Raw genomic sequence first — 24,846 nt, 5'->3', positions numbered from 1 at the left:
ATTATCTATCTACTTATATAAAGATATTCAGAGTCTGTTACATTTTGTCCGTCAACCGTAACGTACTCAAAGATATAAAAATAAACCCCCGCAGGAAGGTACTCATCTGAGTTAACCGTAGACCTTCCTTTTGATCTGCCATCGAAAACATTGTTCTGATTATTATAATTTTCTCCTTCATATACGGCAACTCCCCAACGGTTGAAAATTTTCAATGAACTACTTTGAATTTTTTCCAAGCCTCGAATGAATAAAAAGTCATTTTTACCATCGCTATTCGGACTAACAATCTGATTTACTTCAATATCGAATTCTTCTGGCGTATCATCGATTGGATCTAGGTAATCTGGCGTGCCGTCACCGTCGGTGTCGTCGTTGGTCGGGTCGCCGTCGCCGTCGGCGTCCTCGTCGGGCGTGTCGATGCCGTCGCCGTCGTCGTCGATGTCCCTATAGTTCACGTCCTCCGTACCATCGGTATCGGGAAGGTCCGTCGCAGGGTCGTCGATCTCGTCGTTCACATCGAAGCCGTCGTCCACGTCGCTGCCCTCGTAGCCGTCGTCAAGTCCGTCGCCATCGGTATCCGTGCCCGTGAAGGCCCAGTCGGGGACACCGTCGTAGTCGAAGTCGTTCCCCTCGTTGTTGTCGGCGACCGTGTCGTTGTCGGTATCCCGGTCAAGATAGTCGGGCTCGTCCGCCCCATCAGTGTTGACAGGGTCCAGACCATCGGGATATGCCGAGTTTACCCCGTCGTTCGCGGCATAGGTCGCCTCGTCGTCATCGTTCGGGGCGATGTAGCCATCGGTGGTCTGCGCCTCAACGTTATCAGGTATGCCGTCGTTGTCAGAATCGATGTCAAGATGGTTCGGGTAGCCGTCGCCGTCACTGTCCAACGGATCCGTCAATGGATCCCCGTCGCCATCGAGGTCGGGGTCCTCGGTCGTATCCAATATCCCGTCGTTGTCATCGTCGAGGTCCACCGTGTCGGGTACCCCGTCGCCATCCGTGTCCGTCTCGGGAGCCGTATCGGGATCTAGGTAGTCGGGCGTGCCGTCACCGTCGGTGTCGTCGTTGGTCGGGTCGCCGTCGCCGTCGGCGTCCTCGTCGGGCGTGTCGATGCCGTCGCCGTCGTCGTCGATGTCCCTATAGTTCACGTCCTCCGTACCATCGGTATCGGGAAGGTCCGTCGCAGGGTCGTCGATCTCGTCGTTCACATCGAAGCCGTCGTCCACGTCGCTGCCCTCGTAGCCGTCGTCAAGTCCGTCGCCATCGGTATCCGTGCCCGTGAAGGCCCAGTCGGGGACACCGTCGTAGTCGAAGTCGTTCCCCTCGTTGTTGTCGGCGACCGTGTCGTTGTCGGTATCCCGGTCAAGATAGTCGGGCTCGTCCGCCCCGTCAGTGTTGACCACTGTAAGACCTTGATCCCCTGTTCCTTCATAGGCATTATCCAGACCATCACCATCATCATCATTTCCGCTTGGAGAAACATAGCCCGTTGTGGTCTGAGCTTCAATGTTATCAGGAATACCATCATTTTCAGAGTCGATATCCCTAAAATCAGGTTTTGTATCACCATCAGAGTCGATGGGGTCTATGCCATCGGCATAAATATCATCCAAGCCGTTTTGGTCATTATCAGACCCCGTTGGAGCTATGTAAGAATCATAGGGTTGGGACTCAAGATTATCCAAGATACCGTCATTATCGGCATCCAAATCCCGATAATCCGGAACGGAGTCACCATCTGTATCAATGGGATTTAGACCGTTTTCATAGGCATCATCAATGTCATTTTCATTAGAATCGCCAATTGGAGGGACATATCCCTCGGAAGTTTGTGCTTCTACCTTATCCTTAATACCATCGCCATCGGAGTCGAAATCTCGATAGTCAGGATACAAATCACTATCTGTATTTATCGGGTCGATACCAAAACCATAAGATCCTTCATAAGCATCATCGAGTCCATTGGCATTGGCATCAAGCCCTGATGGCGCGACATAACCTATAAAAGTCTGTCCTTCGATATTATCGCGAATACCATCGATATCCGAATCAATGTCCAAATAATCAGGAATACCCCCACCATCACTATCTATTGGTGTTAAGCCATTGCCGCTTGGAAATTCATAAGCATCATCAAGCCCATTACCGTTTGCATCTACACCTGAAGGAGCAATGTAATCGGCCCAACCCTGTGCTTCTACGTTATCAAGAATACCATCGTCATCCGAATCAATGTCCAAATAATTGGGAATCGCGTCACCATCAGTATCTGTAGGATTGGTACTGGGATCATTATCACCATCAATGTTCTCGTCCTCGACCGAATCCAAAATTCCATCTCCGTCGGAATCAAGCATATTAAATGATAAATCATCAATGGCCGCACCAAATGCGTTTATCTGAAAAGTCAAAGCAACAAAAAGAATCGAAAACAGCCTACCTGAGTATCTCTTTTTCAATTTTTTGAAACCAAAGTGAGTAGATGTATAAAATTCCATAAGTGTCAGCAATTTTAGACCCGTCTTTAGTAAGACAGATGGGGTTACCAATCACCATGGCCTGTAGGAAGAAGCCTTTGTAAGTATTTGGGAGTACTCTAGATTCAATGCTAAGATATACCTAAATAAACAATCTCCAAACTGCTAAACGACCGTAAACGCGGTATTCTCTTTTAAAAACGATATAATTCGACAAAGTGTAAATTAAACCCTAATTAGATACGGTCTTCTGTAATAAAAAGACTTTTACAAACTACGGAAAACCGATTATTATGGTAGTTCAACGATTATATGAGACCATTATTCCAACCAGTTAATTAAAAGAAACCATCGGGGTATAGAGTCGATAGCAATGATCGACCGAACACTAGGAATATCTTTTATTTGCGTTATTTTTGCGCAAAACCAGTACATGAGTTTTACCGAAGAAATTCAGAGAAGAAGAACGTTTGGTATCATCTCGCACCCTGATGCGGGCAAAACTACCTTAACGGAAAAATTGCTGCTTTTCGGTGGGGCGATCCAAGAAGCCGGAGCCGTAAAAAACAATAAGATAAAGAAGTCTGCCACTAGCGATTTTATGGAAATCGAACGGCAAAGGGGAATTTCAGTGGCAACATCCGTATTGGCTTTTCTGTACAAGGATAAAAAAATAAACATACTCGATACCCCCGGGCACAAAGACTTTGCCGAAGATACTTTTCGAACACTTACCGCTGTAGATAGTGTAATCGTGGTCATCGATGTTGCAAAAGGCGTCGAGGAACAGACAGAAAAATTGGTGGAAGTCTGTCGTATGCGAAATATCCCCATTATCGTATTCATCAATAAGTTGGACCGAGAGGGTAAAGATGCCTTCGATCTCTTGGACGAAGTGGAGCAAAAATTGGGACTTTCGGTCACTCCGCTCAGCTTTCCGATCGGAATGGGATATGACTTTAAGGGTATCTATAACATATACGAAAAGAACATCAATCTTTTTAGTGGTGACAGTAAGAAAAACATAGAGGAAACCATCGCATTCGACAATCTTGAGAATTCAGAGCTGGAAAAAATAATCGGTTCGGGGGCAGCTGAACAATTACGGGAAAACCTAGAACTGGTAAAGGGTGTATACCCTGCTTTTGACAAAGAACTTTATTCAAAAAGCGAGCAACAACCTGTATTCTTCGGTTCGGCACTGAACAATTTTGGTGTGCGTGAACTGTTAGACTGTTTTGTGGATATCGCACCCTCGCCCCGGGCCAAAAATGCAGAGGAGCGTCTTGTCAATGCAAATGAAAAACAAATGACCGGTTTTGTCTTTAAAATTCATGCCAATATGGATCCCAAACACCGGGATCGACTGGCATTCGTCAAAATTGTTTCAGGAACTTTTGAACGAAACAAGCCCTACCTGCACGTAAGGCAAGATAAAAAACTGAAGTTTTCAAGTCCGAATGCTTTTTTTGCGGAAAAAAAGGAAATCGTCGATATTTCTTATCCGGGGGATATCGTTGGATTACATGATACCGGAAACTTTAAAATAGGCGACACCTTGACCGAAGGTGAAATATTGCACTACAAGGGAATACCCAGCTTCTCACCAGAGCATTTTAGGTACATCAACAATGCCGATCCCATGAAGTCAAAACAGCTCTATAAGGGTATCGACCAATTGATGGACGAAGGTGTCGCCCAATTGTTCACCTTAGAAATGAACGGCCGAAAAGTTATCGGTACTGTCGGGGCCTTACAATTTGAGGTCATTCAATACCGGCTTGAGCACGAGTACGGGGCCAAATGCAGTTACGAGAATTTTCCAATTTACAAAGCCTGTTGGGTCGACCCTGACGATCTTAAGAATGAAGAGTTCAAAGAATTCAGGCGTGTCAAACAAAAGTTCTTGGCGAAGGACAAAAGAGGGCAATTGGTGTTTTTGGCCGACTCTCAATTTTCGTTACAGATGACACAGCAGAAATATCCTTCGGTAAAGCTACATATGGTCTCGGAGTTTGAATAGCAATGCTAGCAGCAATAATTACCAATCAAATGGTTTAGGCCTCTCCCGTAGGCCCAAAATTGATGGGTATGGGCGGTTGTTCATAATCTTTTATCGTACCATGGGCCTTTTCAAAACGACTTACATTATCGTTCAACGCCTTTAGAAATTTCTTCGCATGTTGAGGCGTAAGTACAATACGGCTCTTTACCTTGGCCTTCGGCGCTCCTGGCATCATGCTTATAAAATCGACCACAAATTCAGATACCGAATGGTTGATGATAGCGAGGTTAGAATAGATTCCCTCCGCCGTTTTCTCATCTAGTTCGATATTGATCTGTTTTTGGCCCTGTTCTTTATTATTACTCATACCGATCTCTTAAAAATAACCCCCGATAAAAAATATCGAGGGTTAGTGGTTTTAGAATTTTAAGGCTTCTTTGCGTGCCATGATCTCATCATATTCTTCCTTTGAGCCTACGATAATGTTCTCATAGTCCCTCATACCGGTACCCGCCGGTATTTTGTGGCCTACGATTACATTTTCCTTCAATCCTTCCAAGGTATCGACTTTGCCACTTACAGCGGCCTCGTTCAATACTTTGGTCGTTTCTTGGAAAGAAGCTGCCGAAATAAACGATTTTGTTTGTAGCGATGCACGTGTAATTCCTTGAAGTATAGGTGTCGCCGTGGCGGCCACCGCATCCCTTGCCGTAGCCAAAACCTTATCGGACCTCTTCAAGATAGAATTCTCATCCCTCAATTCCCTTGCGGTAATAATCATTCCAGCTTTGATATTTTCAGATTCTCCCGCATCCAATACAACTTTCTTACCGAATATTTCATCGTTCTCCTCAATGAAATCATCTTTGTGCACCAATTGGTTCTCCAAGAAAATCGTATCTCCCGGATCTTCAATACGTACCTTTCGCATCATTTGACGTACAACGACCTCAAAATGTTTATCATTTATTTTCACACCTTGAAGGCGATAAACCTCTTGTACTTCGTTAACCAAATACTGTTGAACCGCTGATGGGCCCTTGATAGCCAAGATATCTTCAGGTGTAATCGACCCATCTGACAATGGCATACCAGCACGTACGTAGTCATTTTCTTGAACCAATATCTGATTGGATAGTTTGACCAAGTATTTTTTGACCTCGCCCAATTTCGATTCGATGATAATCTCACGATTACCCCTTTTGATCTTTCCGAAGGAAACAACTCCATCAATTTCCGAAACTACTGCAGGGTTCGACGGGTTTCTCGCCTCGAACAATTCGGTAACCCTTGGAAGACCTCCGGTAATATCACCGGCCTTGGCCGATTTACGCGGAATTTTTACCAAAATTTTACCCTCCTTGATCTCGTCGCCATCATCGACCATTATATGTGAACCGACTGGAAGGTTATACGATCGTAAAACCTCATCTTTTGAGTCCTTGATCAATAAGGTCGGAATCAATTTCTTATTTCTCGATTCAGAAATAACTTTTTCTTGAAAACCGGTCTGTTCATCAATTTCCACTTGATACGTAACTCCCTGCTCAATATTCTCATAAGCAATTTTACCCGGGAATTCGGAAACTATCACACCATTATAGGGATCCCATGTACAAATAGTATCTCCTTTACTTACTTTGGCCCCATTCTTAATATAAATTGTGGACCCGTAAGGAATGTTATTGGTACTCAAAGTAATACCCGTTTTGGTATCTACGATTTTAAGCTCAGAGGTTCTAGAAATCACGATGTCGGCCTTTTTACCTTCGCTATCTTCTCCTTTGACCGTACGTAAATCCTCAATTTCAGCCACACCGCCAAATTTAACTTGCAGCTTATTATCTTCTGAAATGTTACCGGCGATACCTCCCACGTGGAATGTACGCAATGTCAACTGTGTACCTGGCTCACCAATGGACTGGGCAGCGACCACACCGACGGCCTCGCCTCTTTGGACCATTTTATTGGTGGAAAGGTTTCGACCATAACACTTTGCACAAATGCCCTTCGATGCTTCACACGTCAATGCAGAGCGTACTTCGATCTTTTCTACCGGTGAATCCTCAATTTTCTTAATGTCGGACTCCATAATTTCTTGCCCAGCACTAAGTAATAACTCCTCCGTTAAAGGGTTATAGACGTCGTGCAACGAAACACGGCCCAAGATACGTTCACCAAGAGATTCTACGATTTCCTCATTCTTCTTAAGGGCCTCGACCTCAACCCCCCTCAATGTTTCACAATCTTCGATATTGATGATTACATCTTGGGAAACATCGACCAATCGACGTGTCAAATAACCAGCGTCTGCCGTCTTTAAAGCAGTATCTGCGAGACCTTTACGCGCACCGTGAGTTGAGATGAAATATTCCAAAATCGAAAGTCCTTCCTTGAAGTTCGAAAGAATCGGGTTTTCAATAATCTCGCCACCTCCTGCTGTCGATTTTTTTGGTTTTGCCATCAGTCCACGCATACCGGTCAACTGACGAATCTGTTCTTTTGAACCCCTTGCGCCAGAGTCAAGCATCATATACACCGAGTTGAAACCTTGCTGGTCTTCACGAATACGTTTCATTGCAAGTTCTGTCAACATGGCATTGGTTGAGGTCCAAACATCAATGACCTGATTGTATCGCTCATTATTGGTAATCAGACCCATGTTATAGTTCGCCATAATACCATCGACCTGTCCATTGGCATCGGCGATCATCTCATGTTTCTCCTGAGGTATAATAATATCACCCAAACTAAAGGAAAGACCACCTTTAAAGGCAAATTCATAGCCCATTGTTTTGATCTTATCCAAGAAATCGGCCGTAGTAGGCACGTCGGTAACGCTCAAAATCTTGCCAATTATATCGCGCAACGATTTTTTGTTCAATACTTCGTTAATGTATCCGGCCTGTTCAGGCACTTCCATATTGAACAAGACCCTACCAACTGTTGTAGGGATTATCTGGTTTACAAGTTCACCCTCCTCATTAAAATCTTTCGCCCGTACCTTGATGCCGGCATTCAGGTTGACCTTACCTTCATTGAAGGCAATCTCTACTTCCTCGGCAGAATAGAAGGTCAATCCCTCGCCTAAAATTGGCACCTCTGGGGTTGACTTTCTTTCTTTTGTCATGTAGTAAAGCCCCAAGACCATATCTTGAGATGGAACCGTAATAGGAGAGCCGTTCGCCGGATTCAAGATGTTGTGCGACGCCAACATCAATAGTTGAGCCTCTAAAATCGCTTCAGGGCCCAATGGAAGGTGCACCGCCATTTGGTCTCCATCAAAATCTGCATTAAACGCAGTACAAACCAATGGGTGCAGGCGAATTGCCTTACCTTCTATCAATTTTGGCTGAAAAGCCTGGATACCCAAACGGTGCAAAGTCGGGGCACGGTTCAAAAGTACAGGATGCCCTTTCAATACATTTTCAAGAATGTCCCATACTACAGGCTCTTTTTTATCGATGATCTTTTTAGCCGATTTTACCGTTTTAACTATACCTCTTTCTATCAGTTTTCGGATGACAAAAGGCTTGTACAGTTCGGCCGCCATATCTTTCGGAAGACCGCATTCGTACAATTTCATTTCTGGTCCGACGACGATTACCGAACGGGCCGAATAATCTACACGTTTACCCAAAAGGTTTTGACGGAAACGGCCTTGTTTGCCTTTCAATGAATCTGAAAGCGACTTCAATGGTCTGTTCGATTCTGTTTTTACCGCTGATGCTTTTCTTGTATTGTCGAACAATGAATCAACAGCTTCCTGAAGCATACGCTTCTCATTTCGAAGAATTACTTCGGGAGCCTTGATTTCGACCAATCGCTTCAATCGATTGTTACGAATGATGACTCTTCTATAAAGATCGTTCAAATCGGAAGTAGCAAAACGGCCGCCATCCAACGGAACCAAAGGACGAAGTTCTGGTGGAATCACCGGAATCACCTTCATAATCATCCATTCTGGCCTGTTTTCCCGGTTGTCCTGTGATTCGCGAAGAGCCTCGACCACTTGAAGTCGTTTTAAGGCCTCTGTCTTTCTTTGCTTCGAAGTTTCAGTGTTCGCCTTATGACGCAATTCGTATGAAAGTTCCTTCAAATCGATTCGCGCCAAAAGGTCGATCAAACATTCAGCACCCATTTTTGCGATGAACTTGTTCGGGTCTGAATCTTCCAAATATTGGTTTTCTTGAGGAATGGATTCAATAATGTTCAAATACTCCTCCTCTGTCAAGAAATCCAACTTTTGAATTTCCTCACCTTCAGGTCCTGTGGCGATACCGGGTTGAATAACCACATATCGCTCGTAGTAGATGATCATATCCAACTTCTTGGAAGGCAATCCCAAAAGGTATCCTATTTTGTTGGGCAGCGAACGGAAATACCAGATATGCGCAACGGGAACCACCAAGTTAATATGCCCTACCCGGTCTCTACGTACCTTCTTTTCGGTTACTTCGACCCCACAGCGGTCACAAACGATACCTCGGTAACGTATGCGCTTGTATTTACCACAGGCACATTCATAATCCTTAACAGGACCGAATATACGCTCACAGAACAAACCATCGCGTTCCGGCTTATGCGTTCTGTAGTTTATCGTTTCAGGTTTCAGTACCTCTCCCCTTGATTCGGCCAAAATTGCTTCTGGAGATGCCAGACCAATTGAAATCTTGTTGAACCTTTTTTGTGGTGTATTATCGTGTATTCTAGCCATAATATACTATCCTCCTAATTATAATGTGTGTGTTCTAAACTATTCTTCCAATCTAATGTCCAAACCTAATCCTTTAAGTTCGTGCATCAATACATTGAAAGATTCCGGTAAACCGGGTTCAGGCATGGTCTCGCCTTTTACGATAGACTCATAGGTTTTTGCCCTACCGATTACATCATCGGATTTGACCGTCAAAATCTCACGCAACGTGGCCGAGGCACCATAAGCCTCGAGTGCCCAAACTTCCATTTCCCCGAAACGCTGGCCACCGAATTGGGCTTTACCACCTAATGGCTGCTGCGTAATCAATGAGTACGGCCCTATAGAACGTGCGTGCATCTTATCATCGACCATGTGACCTAATTTGAGCATATAGATTACTCCCACGGTCGCAGGTTGATCGAAGCGTTGTCCGGTTCCGCCATCGTAAAGATAGGTGTGGCCGAATCTTGGTATACCGGCTTCGTCAGTATATTCATTGATCTGATCTAAAGTTGCCCCATCAAAGATCGGCGTAGCAAATTTTCTTCCCAACTTCAGACCGGCCCATCCTAGAACAGTTTCATAAATCTGACCGATGTTCATTCGCGAAGGTACCCCCAACGGATTCAATACGATATCTACGGGTGTTCCATCTTCTAAGAACGGCATGTCTTCTTGACGTACGATTCTTGACACGATACCTTTGTTACCATGACGCCCTGCCATCTTATCGCCCACCTTCAATTTTCTCTTTTTAGCAATATAGACTTTGGCCAACTTCATGATGCCCGCTGGAAGTTCATCTCCCACGGAAATGGTAAACTTGTCCCTTCTCAAGTTACCCTGAAGGTCGTTCAACTTGATCTTATAGTTATGTAAAAGATCGGCTACCGAAGCATTGGTCGATTTATCGGTGGTCCAACTTCCGCCGACCAAGTGGGCGAAATCATCCACCGAATTCAACATCTTCATGGTGTACTTTTTACCCTTAGGCAGTACTTCTTCTCCCAAATCGTTCAATACGCCCTGTGAAGTCTTGCCGTTGATCAAGGTGAACAATTTTTCGACAAGAATATCTTTCAATTCTTGGAATTTAACTTCATACTCCAATTCCAATTTGTTCAACTCTTCCTTGTCTTCGGAACGCTTGCGCTTATCCTTCACCGATCGAGAGAACAATTTCTTGTCGATTACCACGCCTCGTAGGGACGGGGAAGCTTTTAAAGAAGCATCTTTTACATCACCGGCCTTGTCTCCAAAAATTGCCCGAAGTAATTTTTCTTCCGGCGTCGGATCTGATTCTCCTTTCGGCGTAATCTTACCGATCAAGATATCGCCAGGTTTTACCTCGGCACCGATTCGGATCATTCCGTTTTCATCCAAATCTTTTGTAGCCTCCTCAGAAACGTTAGGAATATCATGGGTCAATTCCTCGGCCCCTAATTTGGTATCCCTGACTTCCAAGGCATATTCATCAACGTGTATCGACGTGAAAATATCTTCACGAACCACTTTCTCGGAAATAACGATGGCATCTTCAAAGTTGTAGCCTTTCCACGGCATAAATGCTACCGTAAGGTTTCGGCCCAATGCCAATTCGCCTTTTTCCGTTGCATAACCCTCACAAAGTACTTGGCCTTTTTTCACTTTGTCACCCTTCTTGACGATAGGTTTCAAGTTGATACTCGTACCTTGGTTGGTCTTTCTGAACTTGACCAGTTCGTAAGTCTTGGAATCTTCTTCGAAACTTACCAATCGTTCCGCTTCAGTTCTTTTGTACTTTATAATGATTTTCTGCGCATCGACATATTCAATGGTTCCATCGCCTTCAGCATTGATCAAGACCCTTGAATCGGAGGCGACCTGACGTTCCAATCCGGTACCGACAATAGGCGATTGTGGTTTTAACAGGGGTACTGCTTGTCGCATCATGTTCGATCCCATCAACGCCCTGTTCGCATCATCATGCTCCAAGAAAGGAATCAAGGACGCCGAAATCGACGCAATCTGGTTCGGTGCCACATCAGTGTAGTTAATCTCTTCTGGACTAACGACCGGAAAATCGCCTTCTTCACGGGCAATTACCTTCTCACTATCTATTACACCATTATCTTTTAAAGGTATGTTCGCCTGTGCTATTTTCATACCTTCTTCTTCCTCGGCACTCAAATAGGTATACTCCGAAGTATCTACTTTTGATTTGTCGACCTTTCGGTAAGGGGTCTCCAAAAAGCCCATCGGATTTACCTTGGCAAAAACCGCCAATGACGAAATCAAACCGATATTCGGTCCTTCAGGCGTTTCAATCGGACACAATCTTCCGTAATGTGTATAATGTACATCGCGCACCTCGAAACCAGCTCTTTCACGTGACAGTCCTCCAGGACCTAGAGCCGACAACCTTCTTTTGTGCGTAATCTCGGCCAACGGATTCGTTTGATCCATAAACTGAGATAACTGGTTCGTACCAAAAAACGAGTTGATCACCGAAGACAAAGTCTTGGCATTGATCAAATCTATCGGAGTGAACACCTCATTATCACGTACGTTCATACGCTCACGGATCGTTCTTGCCATACGGGCAAGACCCACACCGAACTGCGAGGACAATTGCTCGCCCACCGTTCTAACACGACGGTTCGAAAGGTGGTCGATATCATCGATCTCTGCTTTAGAGTTGATCAACTCGATCAAATACTTGATAATGGTAATGATATCTTCCTTGGTCAAGACCTGTTTGTCCATTCCGATATCAAGACCCAATTTTTTATTCATTCTGTAACGACCGACTTCACCCAGATTGTAGCGTTGATCGGAAAAGAACAGTTTGTCTATGATGCCACGGGCCGTCTCTTCATCGGGCGGCTCGGCATTACGCAGCTGACGATATATATGTTCTACCGCTTCCTTTTCAGAGTTGGTCGGGTCTTTCTGTAATGTATTGTGGATAATCGCATAATCAGACTGGGCATTGTTCTCTTTGTGAAGAAGAATGGTCTTCACATCAGTCTCTAAAATCTGTTCGATATGCTCTTTTTCCAAGACCGTATCACGATCTAAGACAATTTCGTTACGCTCGATGGAAACGACCTCACCGGTATCTTCATCAACAAAATCCTCGTGCCATGTGTTCAATACGCGAGCTGCCAATTTTCGGCCCAATACTTTTTTCAATCCGGCATTTGACACCTTGATTTCCTCTGAAAGGTCAAAAATCTCCAGAATGTCCTTGTCGCGTTCAAACCCAATGGCCCTGAACAAAGTTGTGACCGGCAACTTTTTCTTTCTATCGATATAGGCATACATTACGCCATTGATATCGGTAGCAAATTCTATCCAAGATCCTTTGAAAGGGATTACTCTGGCAGAGTACAATTTGGTTCCGTTGGCATGAAACGATTGGCCAAAGAAAACTCCTGGAGAACGGTGTAATTGAGAAACAACAACACGCTCTGCCCCATTGATCACAAAAGTGCCGCTAGGCGTCATGTAAGGAATAGTTCCCAAATACACATCTTGTACGATCGTCTCAAAATCTTCATGCTCCTCATCGGTGCAATACAATTTCAAACGAGCTTTTAGGGGAACGCTATAAGTCAATCCCCTCTCGATACATTCTTGTATTGAATATCTCGGAGGATCAATAAAGTAGTCTAGAAATTCCAATACGAACTGATTCCTGGTATCGGTAATCGGAAAGTTCTCCTGAAATGTATTATAGAGACCTTCGTCGCCCCGTTCGTCGGATTTGGTCTCAAGTTGAAAAAAGTCTTGGAACGACTTAATCTGAATATCCAAAAAATCGGGATATTCTGGCGTATTCTCTGCGGATGCGAAATTTATTCTTTCAGTCTGATTTGTGAACATCTATGGACAGTATTTTGATCGTGAATACTAATGGGGCCGTATACAACTTTATATACGGTATACATAAAAAGGCTTAGGTCTTGCTCCACCGAAGGCGGAAAAAGACCTAAACCAAAACGCTATCGTTGTTGCTATTATTTAAGCTCAACTTCTGCTCCTGCTTCTTCCAATGATTTTTTGATTCCTTCGGCTTCGTCTTTAGCTACACCTTCTTTCACTGCTTTTGGTGCGCTATCAACGATGTCTTTAGCATCTTTCAAACCAAGTCCGGTCAATTCTTTTACCAATTTGACCACCGCCAATTTAGAAGCGCCAGCGGCCTTCAAAATTACATCGAATTCCGATTTTTCCTCAGCGGCCTCACCAGCATCGGCTCCACCACCGCCAGCGGCGGCAACGGCAACTGCAGCTGCAGCCGGCTCAATGCCATATTCTTCTTTAAGTATATCAGCCAATTCATTAACCTCTTTTACGGTCAAATTAACCAACTGTTCTGCGAAATCTTTTAAATCTGCCATTTTTCTATCGTTTAATAAATTTTAAAATATAATTGTTCTAGTTGCGTACTTATTTTTCGGACAATGTCTTAAGGATTCCGGCAAGTTTACCTCCACCAGATTTAAGTCCGGAAATAACATTTTTGGCAGGAGATTGTAATAATCCTATAATCTCGCCTATCATTTCTTCTTTTGACTTAATGCTCACAAGAGCGTCCAGATTATCATCGCCTATATATATTGCTTCCTCGATAAATGCACCCTTCAAGAAAGGCCTATCGGACTTTTTACGAAAAGTCTTGATCAATTTTGCCGGGGCATTCGCCGTTTCGGCGAACATCAATGAAGTATTTCCCTTAAGTGTAGAGGGAAGTTCACCGAATTCCTTATCCGAGGCTTCCATTGCCTTTTTGAGCAAGGTATTTTTGACTACGGCCAGCTTAATGTTCGCCTTAAAGCACGCCCTTCTTAAATCAGAGGTAGTTGCGGCGTCCAGACCTGATATATCAGCCAAATAAATGGTAGAGCTATCCGCCAACTGCGTAGTCAAATTTTCTATAACGTTTGCTTTTTCTTGTCTTGTCATGTTAAATATTTTTGCCCGCAGTTAAACTGTCTTAGGGTCTAGTTGAACACTGGGACTCATAGTACTTGACATGAAGATACTCTTCATATATACCCCCTTGGCGGCAGTTGGCTTCAATTTGTTCAGGGTATCCAAAAGCTCTTTGGCGTTACCCGAAATTTTATCAGCAGAAAACGATACCTTACCAATAGCGGCATGAACGATACCTGTCTTATCCACTTTGAAGTCTATCTTACCTGCCTTGACGTCTGATACCGCCTTTGCGACATCCATGGTCACGGTACCCGTCTTAGGGTTGGGCATTAACCCCCTAGGACCCAAAACACGGCCTAACGGACCCAGTTTACCCATTACGCTGGGCATGGTGATGATTACATCAACATCGGTCCAACCTCCTTTTATCTTGTCAAGATATTCGTCCAATCCAACGAAATCGGCTCCGGCCTCTTTGGCCTCTGCTTCTTTGTCAGGAGTAACCAAGGCCAATACCTTCACATCTTTACCGGTACCATGGGGCAGGGTCACTACACCACGAACCATTTGATTGGCCTTTCTAGGGTCAACGCCTAAACGAACCGCCAAGTCCACTGATGCGTCAAAATTAGCGTTGGTTATGTCCTTGATCAAAGCGGAGGCTTCATCGATAGAATAGAGTTTATCTTTTTCTATTTTGGCGCGTGCCTCTTTTTGCTTCTTAGTTAACTTTGCCATTTAAATTACTTTTTTAAGATTTAAAAAGGTCTTTTACCCGCTACCTTCATACCCATTGACCGTGCCGTACCAGCAACCATTTTCATTGCCGATTCTACGGTAAATGCATTAAGATCGACCATTTTATCTTCGGCTATCGCCTTGATTTGATCCCAGGTTACACTACCTAATTTTACTCGGTTAGGTTCGCCAGATCCTTTTTTAATCTTAGCTGCTTCCATTAATTGAACTGCCGCTGGCGGTGTTTTTACGACAAAGTCGAAAGACTTGTCTTTATAGACGGTGATAACAACTGGCAATACTTTGCCCGGTTTGTCCTGCGTTCGCGCATTGAACTGCTTGCAGAATTCCATAATGTTAACTCCGGCAGCACCTAAGGCGGGTCCGACCGGTGGCGATGGATTCGCTGCACCTCCCCTAACTTGTAGTTTAACTACTTTACCTACTTCTTTTGCCATTGTATTAATTTAAATTCAAATTGTGTTCATGGGAAGCAACACAACTTTATAACTATGTAACAATTCTCTTTATATTTTTTCAACTTGCATATAGCTAAGTTCCAATGGTGTCTTTCTACCGAAAATCTTGACCATTACCTCAAGCTTACGCTTTTCTTCATTGATTTTTTCGACAGTACCGTTAAAACCGTTAAAGGGTCCATCGATTACCTTGACCGTTTCGCCAAAAACGAATGGTATGGCCACACTATCAGTGGTAACCGCCAATTCGTCAACTTTGCCAAGCATTCTGTTTACCTCGGCCTTGCGCAAAGGCACGGGGTCACCACCCTTGGTTTCTCCTAAAAACCCAATTACATTGGTAATAGAGCGAATAATATGAACCATCTCGCCAGCTAAATTGGCCTTGATCATAATGTAACCCGGAAAATAAACCCTCTCTTTGTTTATTTTCTTTCCGTTTCGAATTTGCACCACCTTTTCGGTAGGCACCAGTACTTCTTCCAAATAATCTGAAAAACCATGCCGCTCTACCTCGCTTTCGATGTAGCCTTTGATTTTATTCTCTTGGCCACTGACAGCTCTAACCACATACCATTTTTTCTCCAATACTTCAGACATAGGGTTCGGCTTAATTTAAAACGTTGTCAAAATACAAGCTAATCAACTTACTAAAAACCGTATCGACACCCCAGGTCGCCAAGGCGAAGAGAATGCTAAAAACCGCCACTATGACCATAAGATTAGACGATTCAGCTCTTGATGGCAACGTTACATTGTTTCTTAGTTCTTCTATCGATTCTTTTATATAAGTCAACATAATTCTTGTTTTCTATGGCTCGAGAGAAAACTCCCTTCGACTGCGCTTAGGGCAAACTTCTCGTCTCAATGAAACTTTAATCCCATAATTTCAGCACGGGAGGAGAGACTCGAACTCCCGACACCTGGTTTTGGAGACCAGTGCTCTACCAACTGAGCTACACCCGTATTCTTTGATGATTATTCCCGATTACCATCGGAAGAACACACCCTTTATAATTGCATTGAAAGGTATCCCGTCTTAACGGGACACCCTTTAATGCAAATTTTTATCCTTGATTCTTAATCTAAGATTTTGGTCACCTGACCGGCACCAACGGTTCTACCACCTTCACGAATCGCAAAACGAAGCCCTACACTCAATGCGATTGGAGAAAGTAAATCAACTGTAATGGTAAGGTTATCACCTGGCATTACCATTTCAACTCCGGCAGGAAGGTTGATCGTACCTGTCACATCGGTAGTTCTAACATAGAACTGCGGACGATAGTTATTGTGGAATGGCGTATGACGACCGCCTTCTTCTTTTTTAAGGATATAAACCTCGGCCTCGAACTTGGCATGTGGCTTGACAGAACCTGGCTTACAGATTACCATACCTCTTTTTATCTGGTGTTTTTCAATACCTCTCAACAAGATACCTACGTTATCACCAGCTTCACCACGATCCAAAATCTTGCGGAACATCTCAACACCGGTAATGGTAGAACCCAATTTCTCAGCTCCCATTCCGATAATATCGACTGCATCACCAGTGTTCGCAACACCTGTTTCAATACGACCGGTAGCAACAGTACCACGACCGGTAATTGTGAATACATCTTCTACGGGCATCAAGAAGTCTTTATCGACATCCCTTTTTGGCAATTCGATCCAATTATCGACCGCTTCCATCAATTCCATTACGGTATCGACCCACTTCTGCTCGCCGTTCAAGGCACCAAGGGCAGAACCTGAAATAACAGGGCCATTGTCACCATCGTACTCGTAGAACGAAAGCAATTCACGAACTTCCATCTCAACAAGCTCCAATAGCTCCTCGTCATCCACCATATCAACCTTGTTCATAAAAACAACGATGCGCGGAATACCTACCTGACGACCTAAAAGAATGTGCTCACGGGTTTGTGGCATTGGTCCGTCGGTAGCAGCTACCACCAAAATGGCACCGTCCATTTGTGCAGCACCGGTAACCATGTTCTTCACATAGTCGGCGTGACCCGGACAGTCAACGTGTGCGTAGTGGCGGTTCGCTGTTTGGTATTCAACGTGAGATGTATTGATAGTAATACCTCTTTCTTTTTCTTCAGGAGCATTGTCGATAGAATCGAAGCTTCTCTTTTCAGATAACCCTGCGTTAGACAATACCTCTGTAATAGCGGCAGTCAATGTTGTTTTACCGTGATCTACGTGTCCAATAGTACCTATATTCAAGTGCGGTTTGGAACGATCAAAAGTTTCCTTTGCCATGTGTAATTAATTTTAATCTTATTGTTTATATTAGTGTGTACGAATTAAATCAAGTTGAGCCAACGACGGGAATTGAACCCGTGACCTCTTCCTTACCAAGGAAACGCTCTACCCCTGAGCTACGTCGGCGTAAAGTGTTTAATATCTTCATCCTTATTACATTACCCCTAAGGAAGAGATCCCTGCCTTCGCAGGAATGGCAAATTTGCCAATCTTGAGCGGGAGACCCACCTTCGTTTCACCTCGGACGGGCAAGCCGGGTTTTCCTCGACTTCGCTCGATATAAACTTCTCACCCCAAAACTAAAGAGCTAGACGTTTATCTTGAGCGGGAGACCGGGTTCGAACCGGCGACATTCAGCTTGGAAGGCTGACGCTCTACCAACTGAGCTACTCCCGCAAATATTTTTTATTATTTCAAAGACCCAAACCCTTAACCAAAACGTTGTTTATTCGGGCCCACGAAACAAACCTAACCCCCACCTTTTAAATCAGCTTCTTCGCGATTGCCCCAATATTTTATGTGGGGAGAGCAGGATTCGAACCTGCGAAGACATAGTCAGCAGATTTACAGTCTGCCCTCGTTGGCCGCTTGAGTATCTCCCCTCAAACTTATTTTGTAAGAACTTTCTTATGTTTGAGCCGATAGAGGGACTCGAACCCACGACCTGCTGATTACAAATCAGCTGCTCTAGCCAGCTGAGCTACATCGGCCTTTTTACACTTTTTTATGCATAAAAAAGTCCGCTATTTCTAACGGACTGCAAATGTAGATATTTATTTGTTTAATCAAAATAAATTTCAGAAAATTTTAATCATGCATATACACGAAGTTTCTCCTTGCGTTTAATGAGTTTCCGTTCTAATGAATTACATGCTGAGTCAACCGCTTCCTCGAACGATTTACACTGTTTTTTTACCACAAAATTATCTTTGGGCACGTTAAGTTTTATCTCTACGATCTTGTTCTCTTTGGCACTGGTGTTTTCAACTTTAAGATATACGTCTGAACTTATGACCTTATCGTAAAAAGTTTCCATCTTATTCAATCGATTTTGTATAAAATCCATAAGTTTTCCGTCCGCATTGAAATTTACTGACTGTGCATGTACTTTCATAGGTTAAAGGTTTATGTTAGACAATGAAAAAAGAACGTTAGCCTACTTCTTGTTTCTCGGGTGGGCCGAAGCATGTATTTTTTTAAGCTCGGCGATACTATTGTGGGTATAGACTTGTGTCGATGCCAAACTAGAATGCCCCAATAATTCTTTCACCGAATTCAGGTCCGCCCCGTGGTTCAGCATATGTGTCGCAAAGGTGTGCCGCAATATGTGCGGACTCTTTTTAGTCTTGGACGACACCTTACTAAAATACCCATTTATAATTCTATAAACAAGGGTTTCATATATTTTATTGCCGCTCTTGGTCAAAAAAACATAAGAATCTTCGGCAACGAAGGCCAGTGAATTTCTGGCTTCAAAATAGTCTTTGAACAAAGGTCTTGTCGAAGGTAGTAACGGCAATATGCGCTCTTTGTTTCTTTTGCCCAAAACTTTTAATGAACCCTTTTCAAGATCAACGTTGTTTATCTTCAGATCGATCAATTCGGATCTTCTCATACCCGAAACGTAAAGCAGTTCGATGATCAACCTGTCCCTTTTTCCTTCAAAAGTATTTTCAAAAGGATTTTGGGTCAATAATCGCAAAATTTCATCTTCTGAAAATGGCACTTCGACTTTCTTCGGGGTCTTCAATGCTTTATGCTTGGCCAAGGGGTTCGTTTGAATTTTATCAATTCGTTGCAAAAAACGATAGTAAGCCTTTAGGGAAGCAATTTTTCGATTAATCGTTCGATTTGAAATGCCCGAATTCACCAAATCGACCACCCAACTTCTGATTACCGGGTATTCCATTTCATCTATCGAATCCATACCATAGTTCTCGAGACAAAAATCAAAAAATGTTTCAAGATCCCTTCTATAGGCGCTAACGGTATGGATGGAATAGTTTTTTTCCAGGGATAGATAATCTATGAACTCGTTGATCGACATATTAACAAAGTTACAAAAGTTGATACGTCATATCCTGAAATAAAAAAATCCCGTCAATTGACGGGATTTTCAATATTATGTTATTCAAAGTAATCTTTAGACTAAATTTCTTCTTTGTCTCTTAGGCCTTGAATATACTGCGCCTTTTGAATTTGAGCCCTACGCTCAACTGAAGGTTTTGTGAACGCTTGCCGCTTACGCAGTTGACGCATAGTACCTGTTTTGTCGAACTTTCGCTTGAAGCGTTTCAAAGCTCTATCGATGTTCTCTCCTTCTTTAATCGGTATTATTAACATTGGCTACAACCTCCTTTCTTTAATATTCGGGCTGCAAATATACAGCGATGTACCAAATAAACTATAATTATTTTAAAATATTTTTTGCGATTACGACTTTCTGTATTTCGGTCGTACCTTCTCCAATGGTACAAAGCTTCGAATCCCTATAAAATTTTTCGACGGGAAAATCTTTGGTATACCCATAACCGCCATGTATTTGAACGGCCTCATTCGCAGCTTTCACGCATACTTCAGAGGCATACATTTTGGCCATGGCACTTTGTGTGGTAACCGGGCGGCCCTCATTTTTCAAAAAGGCCGCTTTATGCAACAAAAGTTCGGCCGCCTCTATCTCGGTAGCGATATCGGCAAGTTTAAAAGATATTCCCTGAAAATGGCTGATCGGTTTTCCAAATTGAATACGTTCCTTTGAATATTTTAAGGCCGCCTCATAAGCCCCTTTTGCAATACCCAATGACAGTGCTCCAATTGATATTCTTCCGCCATCCAAAACCTTCATGGATTGTATAAAACCGTCGCCGACCTCCCCCAACCTGTTGGCATCGGGAATCTTGCAGTTGTCAAAAATCAATTCGGCCGTTTCACTGGCACGCATACCCAATTTATTCTCTTTCTTACCACTGGTAAAACCAGGTGTGCCTTTTTCGACCACAAAAGCTGTCATTCCATGGCTATCTCCTTTTTTACCCGTTCTAGCCACCACCACCGCAACATCGCCAGTTTTACCATGGGTAATGAAATTCTTGGCACCGTTCAAAATCCACGAATCGCCATTTCTTGTTGCCGTAGTGCTCATGCCACCGGCATCAGATCCCGTATTATGCTCGGTAAGACCCCAAGCACCCAACCATTCCGCGGTTGCCAATTTTGGAATCCATTTTTGTTTTTGTTCTTCGTTGGCAAAGGAAAGAATATGGTTCGTGCATAAAGAATTGTGTGCGGCCAGGGATAGTCCGATCGATGGATCTACCTTCGAAATCTCTTCGATTATTGCCACATATTCGTGATAGCCCAATCCTGAACCACCATAGTTTTCAGGGACCAAGACCCCCATAAAGCCCATTTCACCGGCCTTCTTGAAAACCTCGACCGGAAACGTTTGGGATTCATCCCATTCCATAACATTTGGCCTGATGTACTGCTCGGCGAATTCCCTTGCCGAATCGGCAACCATACGTTGTGTTTCAGAGTAGTCAAAACTCAAATTCGTCCTCGTTTCGGTAATCATAGACGGTAACTTTTTTAGAGCGACAAATATAACCTAATTCTATCAATCTTTTCTGTCGGGAAATCTTCGATTTTTGATAATTCTTCGAACGAATTGATAGTTCCGTTATGATTCCTATAATCTACAATGCCTTGAGCCACATTTTTTTGCAGATATGCTAATTTACCGATGTCATTGGCCGACGCACTGTTTATATTGATCTTATCTATTTTGGGAGGATTCAGCACTTTGAATTTTTTCAATGCACTTTCGACTACGTCAGGTTCGAGTCCGTATACATCATATAATTGCTCATCGACCAAGAAGCCCCCAAGACGATTTCTGAACTTAATAATACGTGCGGAAAGCTTTTCACCAATGCCCTTTATCGACTTTAGGTCATCGGCCGTCGCTTCGTTCAGGTCTTTATAGCCACTCCCGGGAACTGCGTCGGAAATAGTCTTTTTTACATCGTATGAATGTACCTTATTTGTTACTTCGGACGAATTCCTATTTTGTGTCCAATCCGGAAATTTGAAATAGGGTGATATCTTTTGTAATAATGAATCGGATACCTTGGTTACTTTTTGGAATTCTTCAGCGGAATTGGCAAACCTGCCCTGTTTTCTAAAAGCATGTAATCTATCTATTTGCTCGACCGACATGCCTATGGCATAACCTTTATGATCGGTGATAAAATTCGGATTGAAAGGAAAAATCTTGAAGGTATCCTTTTTCAGGGCACTTTCTCTCAAGGCATCTATCTGGGATTGCATTTTCGTATCAACCGCAAAGGATTCAGAACTATTTCGAAATCCGACGGTTTTGAAAGTAAAATATCCGATCTGCAGCAAAATGATTATCAAGAGCAAAAAGAAAATCCCGCTTCGTTCCTGTTTGGTAAATTTACCTGACCGGCTAAAGGAAGCGAAGCGGGATTTAAGTTTTTTCAATTGCCCCTTATTTAAAAGATGCCTTTATATCATCCACATACTTGGCAAGTTCTTCTCGTACTCTAGGGAACAAAAACAGCAACCCTATCATATTGGGAAATACCAAGGCCAATATCATCGCATCGGAAAATTTGATTACGGCATCCAACGTCGCCGCAGCACCGATTACAACGAATATGAGGAACAATACCTTATAGACCGTATCGGCCGTTCTACCCCTTCCGAAGAGATATTTCCATGACTGCAGCCCATAATAAGACCAAGAGATCATTGTGGAAAAAGCGAAGAGAATAATCGCAACGGTAAGTACATATCTAAAACCCGGTATCACCGAATCGTACGCCATTGACGTTAAATCTACGCCCCCGACATAGGCACCCGTCTCATTAAGAAGTACTGTACTGCCTACACCATTGCCGTAATCAAAAGCGCCGGCATCCATATTGAAAAAAATGATTACCAAAGCCGTCATTGTACAAATGACAACTGTATCGATGAAGGGCTCCAATAGCGCCACCACACCTTCACTTGCAGGATATTTAGTCTTGACCGCAGAGTGTGCAATAGCCGCAGAACCTGCACCTGCCTCATTTGAGAAAGCAGCTCTTTGAAACCCAACTATTATGACGCCCAATATACCCCCAAGACCAGCCTCAGGCGTAAATGCGCCGGCAAAGATCATACTGAAGGCTTCACCTATATATTTGATGTTCGCGAAAATAATGACCAAAGATGCCAATATATAGACCCCTGCCATAAAAGGCACTATTTTTTCGGTTACACTGGCAATCTTTTTGATACCGCCTATAATTACGATACCTACCAAAAAGGCAAGAACGACGCCGATTATAACACCGGTCGCCCCTCCTTCAAAGCCGAACATCGTCGTCAACTGTACTGCGGCCTGATTCGACTGAAACGCGTTACCGCCACCAAACGATGCCCCAACACAAAGTATAGCAAATGCTACCGCAAGCACTTTACCCAAACCTTTCATGTTCTTTTCAGAAAGTCCTCTTGACAAATAATACATTGGCCCCCCGTAAACGGTTCCGTCTGGTCCAACATCGCGGTACTTCACACCAAGCGTACATTCGACAAATTTTGTTGACATACCGATCAACCCGCACACGATCATCCAAAAAGTAGCCCCAGGCCCTCCAAGGGCGATCGCTACAGCGACCCCGGCAATATTACCAAGGCCTACCGTTCCGGACACGGCGGTTGCCAATGCCTGAAAGTGACTTACTTCGCCTTCTTTACTTTCGTCGCGAATAGTATCGGGCAGGTCACCATCGACAATATTTACTTCGGATTTTTCAACCCCGTGGCCCTCTGGAAACTCAAGTTCGTCATATTTGCCACGAACCGTATTAATAGCCAATCCAAATCTTAATATATTCGGAAACTTGAAATAAACGGTAAAAAAGGTAGCTCCAAAAATCAATAGAAGTAATACAATGGGCAAGTCATAACCCGCCACATGAATAGGCGTGAGAATCAGATTTTCCCACCAAACGGCAAAAGGCATGAAGGCGTCATTGACTTTCTCGTCCAACCCTTTCTCCGCGGTCTCTTGTGCAAAGTTCAAAAAAGGTGTAAATAGGACGAGTAATGCAAGAAAGTTTCGATTCTTCATAAGGTTTATTTTTGTTATTGCGTTAGTTTGCTGCCCGCCAATATCGAAAAAATAAGCCTTACTATCAAATTAAACCGCCGAATTAATCGGAAGTGGAATCAGCCGATATTGAACATTTCATTCAATTTATTTATCTGTTCGGGGCGGCCCAATACGATAACCTTACTTTTTGGCTCAAGCTTTGTGTCGGCTTCGGGGTTAATAATATAATTGCCATTGGGTTCGATGTAACCGATAATCGTACAACCGGTCTTATTGCGAAGATCTAAGTCCCGGATCGAGCCACAATCTACTTGGCCCTCAAAATCCTCTATCGACACCTCCTCAAGATTGGTCGTATTCTCGCCCTCTGTTGAAAGTTTGTCCATAAAAGTTATCAAATCGGGCATGACCACCAACGAAGCCATATGGTCCCCACCTATCTTATCGGGCATAATGACCTTATTGGCCCCCGCAAGCCTCAATTTCTTTTGCGAAGTAACCAGAGAGGCCCTGCTTATTATAAAAAGATCTTTGTTCAACTGCCTGGCCGACAAAACCACAAAAAGATTGGCCGCATCATCAGGCAGGGCAACAATAAGATATTGTGCCCTTTCGATTCCGGCCTCTTTCAGAACATCGTCTTCATTAGCATCGCCTTCAATAAAAAGTATATCGGGATCGTGTTTTAGCACAACCTCATGATCACGCTCAATGACCACAAAAGGTTTTTTATAAGCCTTCAAGCGCTCGGCCGCCTGCATGCCATTTCGGCCAAAACCACATAAAATAACATGATTGTCAAGACCGTCTATTTTATTTTTCACTTTCTTTTTTTTTAAAAGTTGTAACGAATTCTTTCCTAAAATATACTCTGTTATAACCGAAATGGCATAGGCAAAAATAAAAACACTGAACGCTATCAGAACCACGGTGAAAATTTTTCCCCGGTCGTCCATAGGTCCAACTTCGGTAAATCCCACAGTTGTGACCGTAATAATGGTCATATACAGGGCATCTACCCATGAAAGCCCTGAAAAGTACCTGTACCCAATAATGCCGATAATTAGAACCGTTAGCAACAGGGCAATTGACAAATAAATCTTGGAGCGGAATAATTTGATCAT

The 24,846-nt window shown here is 43.5% G+C and carries 18 protein-coding genes, 5 tRNA genes and 1 pseudogene; 1 reads left to right on the top strand and 23 read right to left on the bottom strand.

Features of this window, described 5'->3' with window-relative positions; translation table 11 throughout:
- Positions 1 to 5: 5 nt before the first annotated feature.
- A pseudogene (locus tag ACEZ3G_RS15140) lies at positions 6 to 2,357 on the bottom strand (T9SS type B sorting domain-containing protein); the annotation flags it as partial.
- A 556-nt stretch (positions 2,358 to 2,913) separates the two neighbouring features.
- On the opposite strand from ACEZ3G_RS15140, the gene ACEZ3G_RS15135 reads away from it, so the two are divergent.
- Complete coding sequence (locus tag ACEZ3G_RS15135) at positions 2,914 to 4,503, top strand: peptide chain release factor 3 (RefSeq protein ID WP_432426353.1); 1,590 nt, start codon at positions 2,914 to 2,916, stop codon at positions 4,501 to 4,503.
- Between the two features lie 34 nt (positions 4,504 to 4,537).
- Here the strand turns inward: ACEZ3G_RS15135 and ACEZ3G_RS15130 are convergent, their stop codons facing one another.
- From ACEZ3G_RS15130 to ACEZ3G_RS15025, 22 genes are all read right to left on the bottom strand, one after another.
- A complete protein-coding gene (locus tag ACEZ3G_RS15130) occupies positions 4,538 to 4,852 on the bottom strand; it encodes a DUF3467 domain-containing protein (protein ID WP_432426352.1) in 315 nt (104 codons plus the stop codon).
- A gap of 51 nt (positions 4,853 to 4,903) precedes the next feature.
- Positions 4,904 to 9,202, bottom strand: a complete 4,299-nt coding sequence (rpoC, locus tag ACEZ3G_RS15125; protein WP_432426351.1) for a DNA-directed RNA polymerase subunit beta' — start codon at positions 9,200 to 9,202, stop codon at positions 4,904 to 4,906.
- Between the two features lie 39 nt (positions 9,203 to 9,241).
- Positions 9,242 to 13,051, bottom strand: a complete 3,810-nt coding sequence (gene rpoB, locus ACEZ3G_RS15120; RefSeq protein ID WP_432426350.1) for a DNA-directed RNA polymerase subunit beta — start codon at positions 13,049 to 13,051, stop codon at positions 9,242 to 9,244.
- A gap of 134 nt (positions 13,052 to 13,185) precedes the next feature.
- Positions 13,186 to 13,569, bottom strand: a complete 384-nt coding sequence (gene rplL / locus ACEZ3G_RS15115; RefSeq protein ID WP_432426349.1) for a 50S ribosomal protein L7/L12 — start codon at positions 13,567 to 13,569, stop codon at positions 13,186 to 13,188.
- A 49-nt stretch (positions 13,570 to 13,618) separates the two neighbouring features.
- Positions 13,619 to 14,134 (bottom strand): 50S ribosomal protein L10, encoded by a 516-nt coding sequence (gene rplJ, locus ACEZ3G_RS15110; protein ID WP_432426348.1) that lies wholly within the window; start codon positions 14,132 to 14,134, stop codon positions 13,619 to 13,621.
- 21 nt (positions 14,135 to 14,155) lie between these two features.
- Positions 14,156 to 14,845 (bottom strand): 50S ribosomal protein L1, encoded by a 690-nt coding sequence (rplA, locus tag ACEZ3G_RS15105; protein WP_432426347.1) that lies wholly within the window; start codon positions 14,843 to 14,845, stop codon positions 14,156 to 14,158.
- Between the two features lie 20 nt (positions 14,846 to 14,865).
- On the bottom strand, positions 14,866 to 15,303 hold the full coding sequence (gene rplK / locus ACEZ3G_RS15100; protein ID WP_432426346.1) for a 50S ribosomal protein L11: 438 nt from the start codon (positions 15,301 to 15,303) through the stop codon (positions 14,866 to 14,868).
- Between the two features lie 69 nt (positions 15,304 to 15,372).
- Positions 15,373 to 15,924, bottom strand: coding sequence for a transcription termination/antitermination protein NusG (gene nusG, locus ACEZ3G_RS15095; protein ID WP_432426345.1), 552 nt, complete (start codon positions 15,922 to 15,924; stop codon positions 15,373 to 15,375).
- Positions 15,925 to 15,934: 10 nt separating this feature from the next.
- Complete coding sequence (secE, locus tag ACEZ3G_RS15090; RefSeq protein WP_432426344.1) at positions 15,935 to 16,123, bottom strand: preprotein translocase subunit SecE; 189 nt, start codon at positions 16,121 to 16,123, stop codon at positions 15,935 to 15,937.
- Positions 16,124 to 16,217: 94 nt separating this feature from the next.
- A tRNA-Trp gene (locus ACEZ3G_RS15085) sits at positions 16,218 to 16,290 on the bottom strand.
- A gap of 114 nt (positions 16,291 to 16,404) precedes the next feature.
- On the bottom strand, positions 16,405 to 17,592 hold the full coding sequence (tuf, locus tag ACEZ3G_RS15080; protein WP_432426343.1) for an elongation factor Tu: 1,188 nt from the start codon (positions 17,590 to 17,592) through the stop codon (positions 16,405 to 16,407).
- A gap of 57 nt (positions 17,593 to 17,649) precedes the next feature.
- Positions 17,650 to 17,721 (bottom strand) — tRNA-Thr (locus tag ACEZ3G_RS15075).
- Positions 17,722 to 17,918: 197 nt separating this feature from the next.
- Positions 17,919 to 17,991, bottom strand: a tRNA-Gly gene (locus ACEZ3G_RS15070).
- 124 nt (positions 17,992 to 18,115) lie between these two features.
- Positions 18,116 to 18,197, bottom strand: a tRNA-Tyr gene (locus ACEZ3G_RS15065).
- A gap of 34 nt (positions 18,198 to 18,231) precedes the next feature.
- Positions 18,232 to 18,305: transfer RNA gene (locus ACEZ3G_RS15060), tRNA-Thr, on the bottom strand.
- Between the two features lie 101 nt (positions 18,306 to 18,406).
- Entirely contained in the window at positions 18,407 to 18,709 is a 303-nt protein-coding gene (hpf, locus tag ACEZ3G_RS15055; RefSeq protein ID WP_432426342.1) for a ribosome hibernation-promoting factor, HPF/YfiA family, read from the bottom strand.
- 42 nt (positions 18,710 to 18,751) lie between these two features.
- Positions 18,752 to 19,642: a tyrosine-type recombinase/integrase gene (locus tag ACEZ3G_RS15050; protein ID WP_432426341.1), complete on the bottom strand. Its 891-nt coding sequence runs from the start codon at positions 19,640 to 19,642 to the stop codon at positions 18,752 to 18,754.
- Between the two features lie 101 nt (positions 19,643 to 19,743).
- Positions 19,744 to 19,938 (bottom strand): 30S ribosomal protein S21, encoded by a 195-nt coding sequence (gene rpsU / locus ACEZ3G_RS15045; protein WP_432426340.1) that lies wholly within the window; start codon positions 19,936 to 19,938, stop codon positions 19,744 to 19,746.
- Between the two features lie 67 nt (positions 19,939 to 20,005).
- On the bottom strand, positions 20,006 to 21,145 hold the full coding sequence (locus ACEZ3G_RS15040; RefSeq protein ID WP_432426366.1) for an acyl-CoA dehydrogenase family protein: 1,140 nt from the start codon (positions 21,143 to 21,145) through the stop codon (positions 20,006 to 20,008).
- A gap of 38 nt (positions 21,146 to 21,183) precedes the next feature.
- Positions 21,184 to 22,101 (bottom strand): ComEA family DNA-binding protein, encoded by a 918-nt coding sequence (locus ACEZ3G_RS15035; protein ID WP_432426339.1) that lies wholly within the window; start codon positions 22,099 to 22,101, stop codon positions 21,184 to 21,186.
- Positions 22,102 to 22,108: 7 nt separating this feature from the next.
- Positions 22,109 to 23,740, bottom strand: a complete 1,632-nt coding sequence (locus ACEZ3G_RS15030) for an alanine/glycine:cation symporter family protein (protein WP_432426338.1) — start codon at positions 23,738 to 23,740, stop codon at positions 22,109 to 22,111.
- A 98-nt stretch (positions 23,741 to 23,838) separates the two neighbouring features.
- Complete coding sequence (locus ACEZ3G_RS15025; protein ID WP_432426337.1) at positions 23,839 to 24,846, bottom strand: potassium channel family protein; 1,008 nt, start codon at positions 24,844 to 24,846, stop codon at positions 23,839 to 23,841.

The organism is Meishania litoralis (assembly GCF_042611095.1).
Lineage (GTDB): Bacteria > Bacteroidota > Bacteroidia > Flavobacteriales > Flavobacteriaceae > Meishania > Meishania litoralis.
This window is presented reverse-complemented; position numbering and strand designations above follow the sequence as displayed.

Excerpts from the sequence above, each read along its gene's own strand:
- ACEZ3G_RS15030 (WP_432426338.1), bottom strand. The coding sequence starts at position 23,740 with ATGAAGAATCGAAACTTTCTTGCATTACTCGTCCTATTTACACCTTTT.
- rpsU (WP_432426340.1), bottom strand. The coding sequence starts at position 19,938 with ATGTTAATAATACCGATTAAAGAAGGAGAGAACATCGATAGAGCTTTG.
- hpf (WP_432426342.1), bottom strand. The coding sequence starts at position 18,709 with ATGAAAGTACATGCACAGTCAGTAAATTTCAATGCGGACGGAAAACTT.
- ACEZ3G_RS15130 (WP_432426352.1), bottom strand. The coding sequence starts at position 4,852 with ATGAGTAATAATAAAGAACAGGGCCAAAAACAGATCAATATCGAACTA.
- tuf (WP_432426343.1), bottom strand. The coding sequence starts at position 17,592 with ATGGCAAAGGAAACTTTTGATCGTTCCAAACCGCACTTGAATATAGGT.
- rplA (WP_432426347.1), bottom strand. The coding sequence starts at position 14,845 with ATGGCAAAGTTAACTAAGAAGCAAAAAGAGGCACGCGCCAAAATAGAA.
- secE (WP_432426344.1), bottom strand. The coding sequence starts at position 16,123 with ATGTTGACTTATATAAAAGAATCGATAGAAGAACTAAGAAACAATGTA.
- ACEZ3G_RS15135 (WP_432426353.1), top strand. The coding sequence starts at position 2,914 with ATGAGTTTTACCGAAGAAATTCAGAGAAGAAGAACGTTTGGTATCATC.
- ACEZ3G_RS15025 (WP_432426337.1), bottom strand. The coding sequence starts at position 24,846 with ATGATCAAATTATTCCGCTCCAAGATTTATTTGTCAATTGCCCTGTTG.
- rplK (WP_432426346.1), bottom strand. The coding sequence starts at position 15,303 with ATGGCAAAAGAAGTAGGTAAAGTAGTTAAACTACAAGTTAGGGGAGGT.
- nusG (WP_432426345.1), bottom strand. The coding sequence starts at position 15,924 with ATGTCTGAAGTATTGGAGAAAAAATGGTATGTGGTTAGAGCTGTCAGT.
- rplL (WP_432426349.1), bottom strand. The coding sequence starts at position 13,569 with ATGGCAGATTTAAAAGATTTCGCAGAACAGTTGGTTAATTTGACCGTA.
- rplJ (WP_432426348.1), bottom strand. The coding sequence starts at position 14,134 with ATGACAAGACAAGAAAAAGCAAACGTTATAGAAAATTTGACTACGCAG.
- rpoB (WP_432426350.1), bottom strand. The coding sequence starts at position 13,051 with ATGTTCACAAATCAGACTGAAAGAATAAATTTCGCATCCGCAGAGAAT.
- ACEZ3G_RS15050 (WP_432426341.1), bottom strand. The coding sequence starts at position 19,642 with ATGTCGATCAACGAGTTCATAGATTATCTATCCCTGGAAAAAAACTAT.
- rpoC (WP_432426351.1), bottom strand. The coding sequence starts at position 9,202 with ATGGCTAGAATACACGATAATACACCACAAAAAAGGTTCAACAAGATT.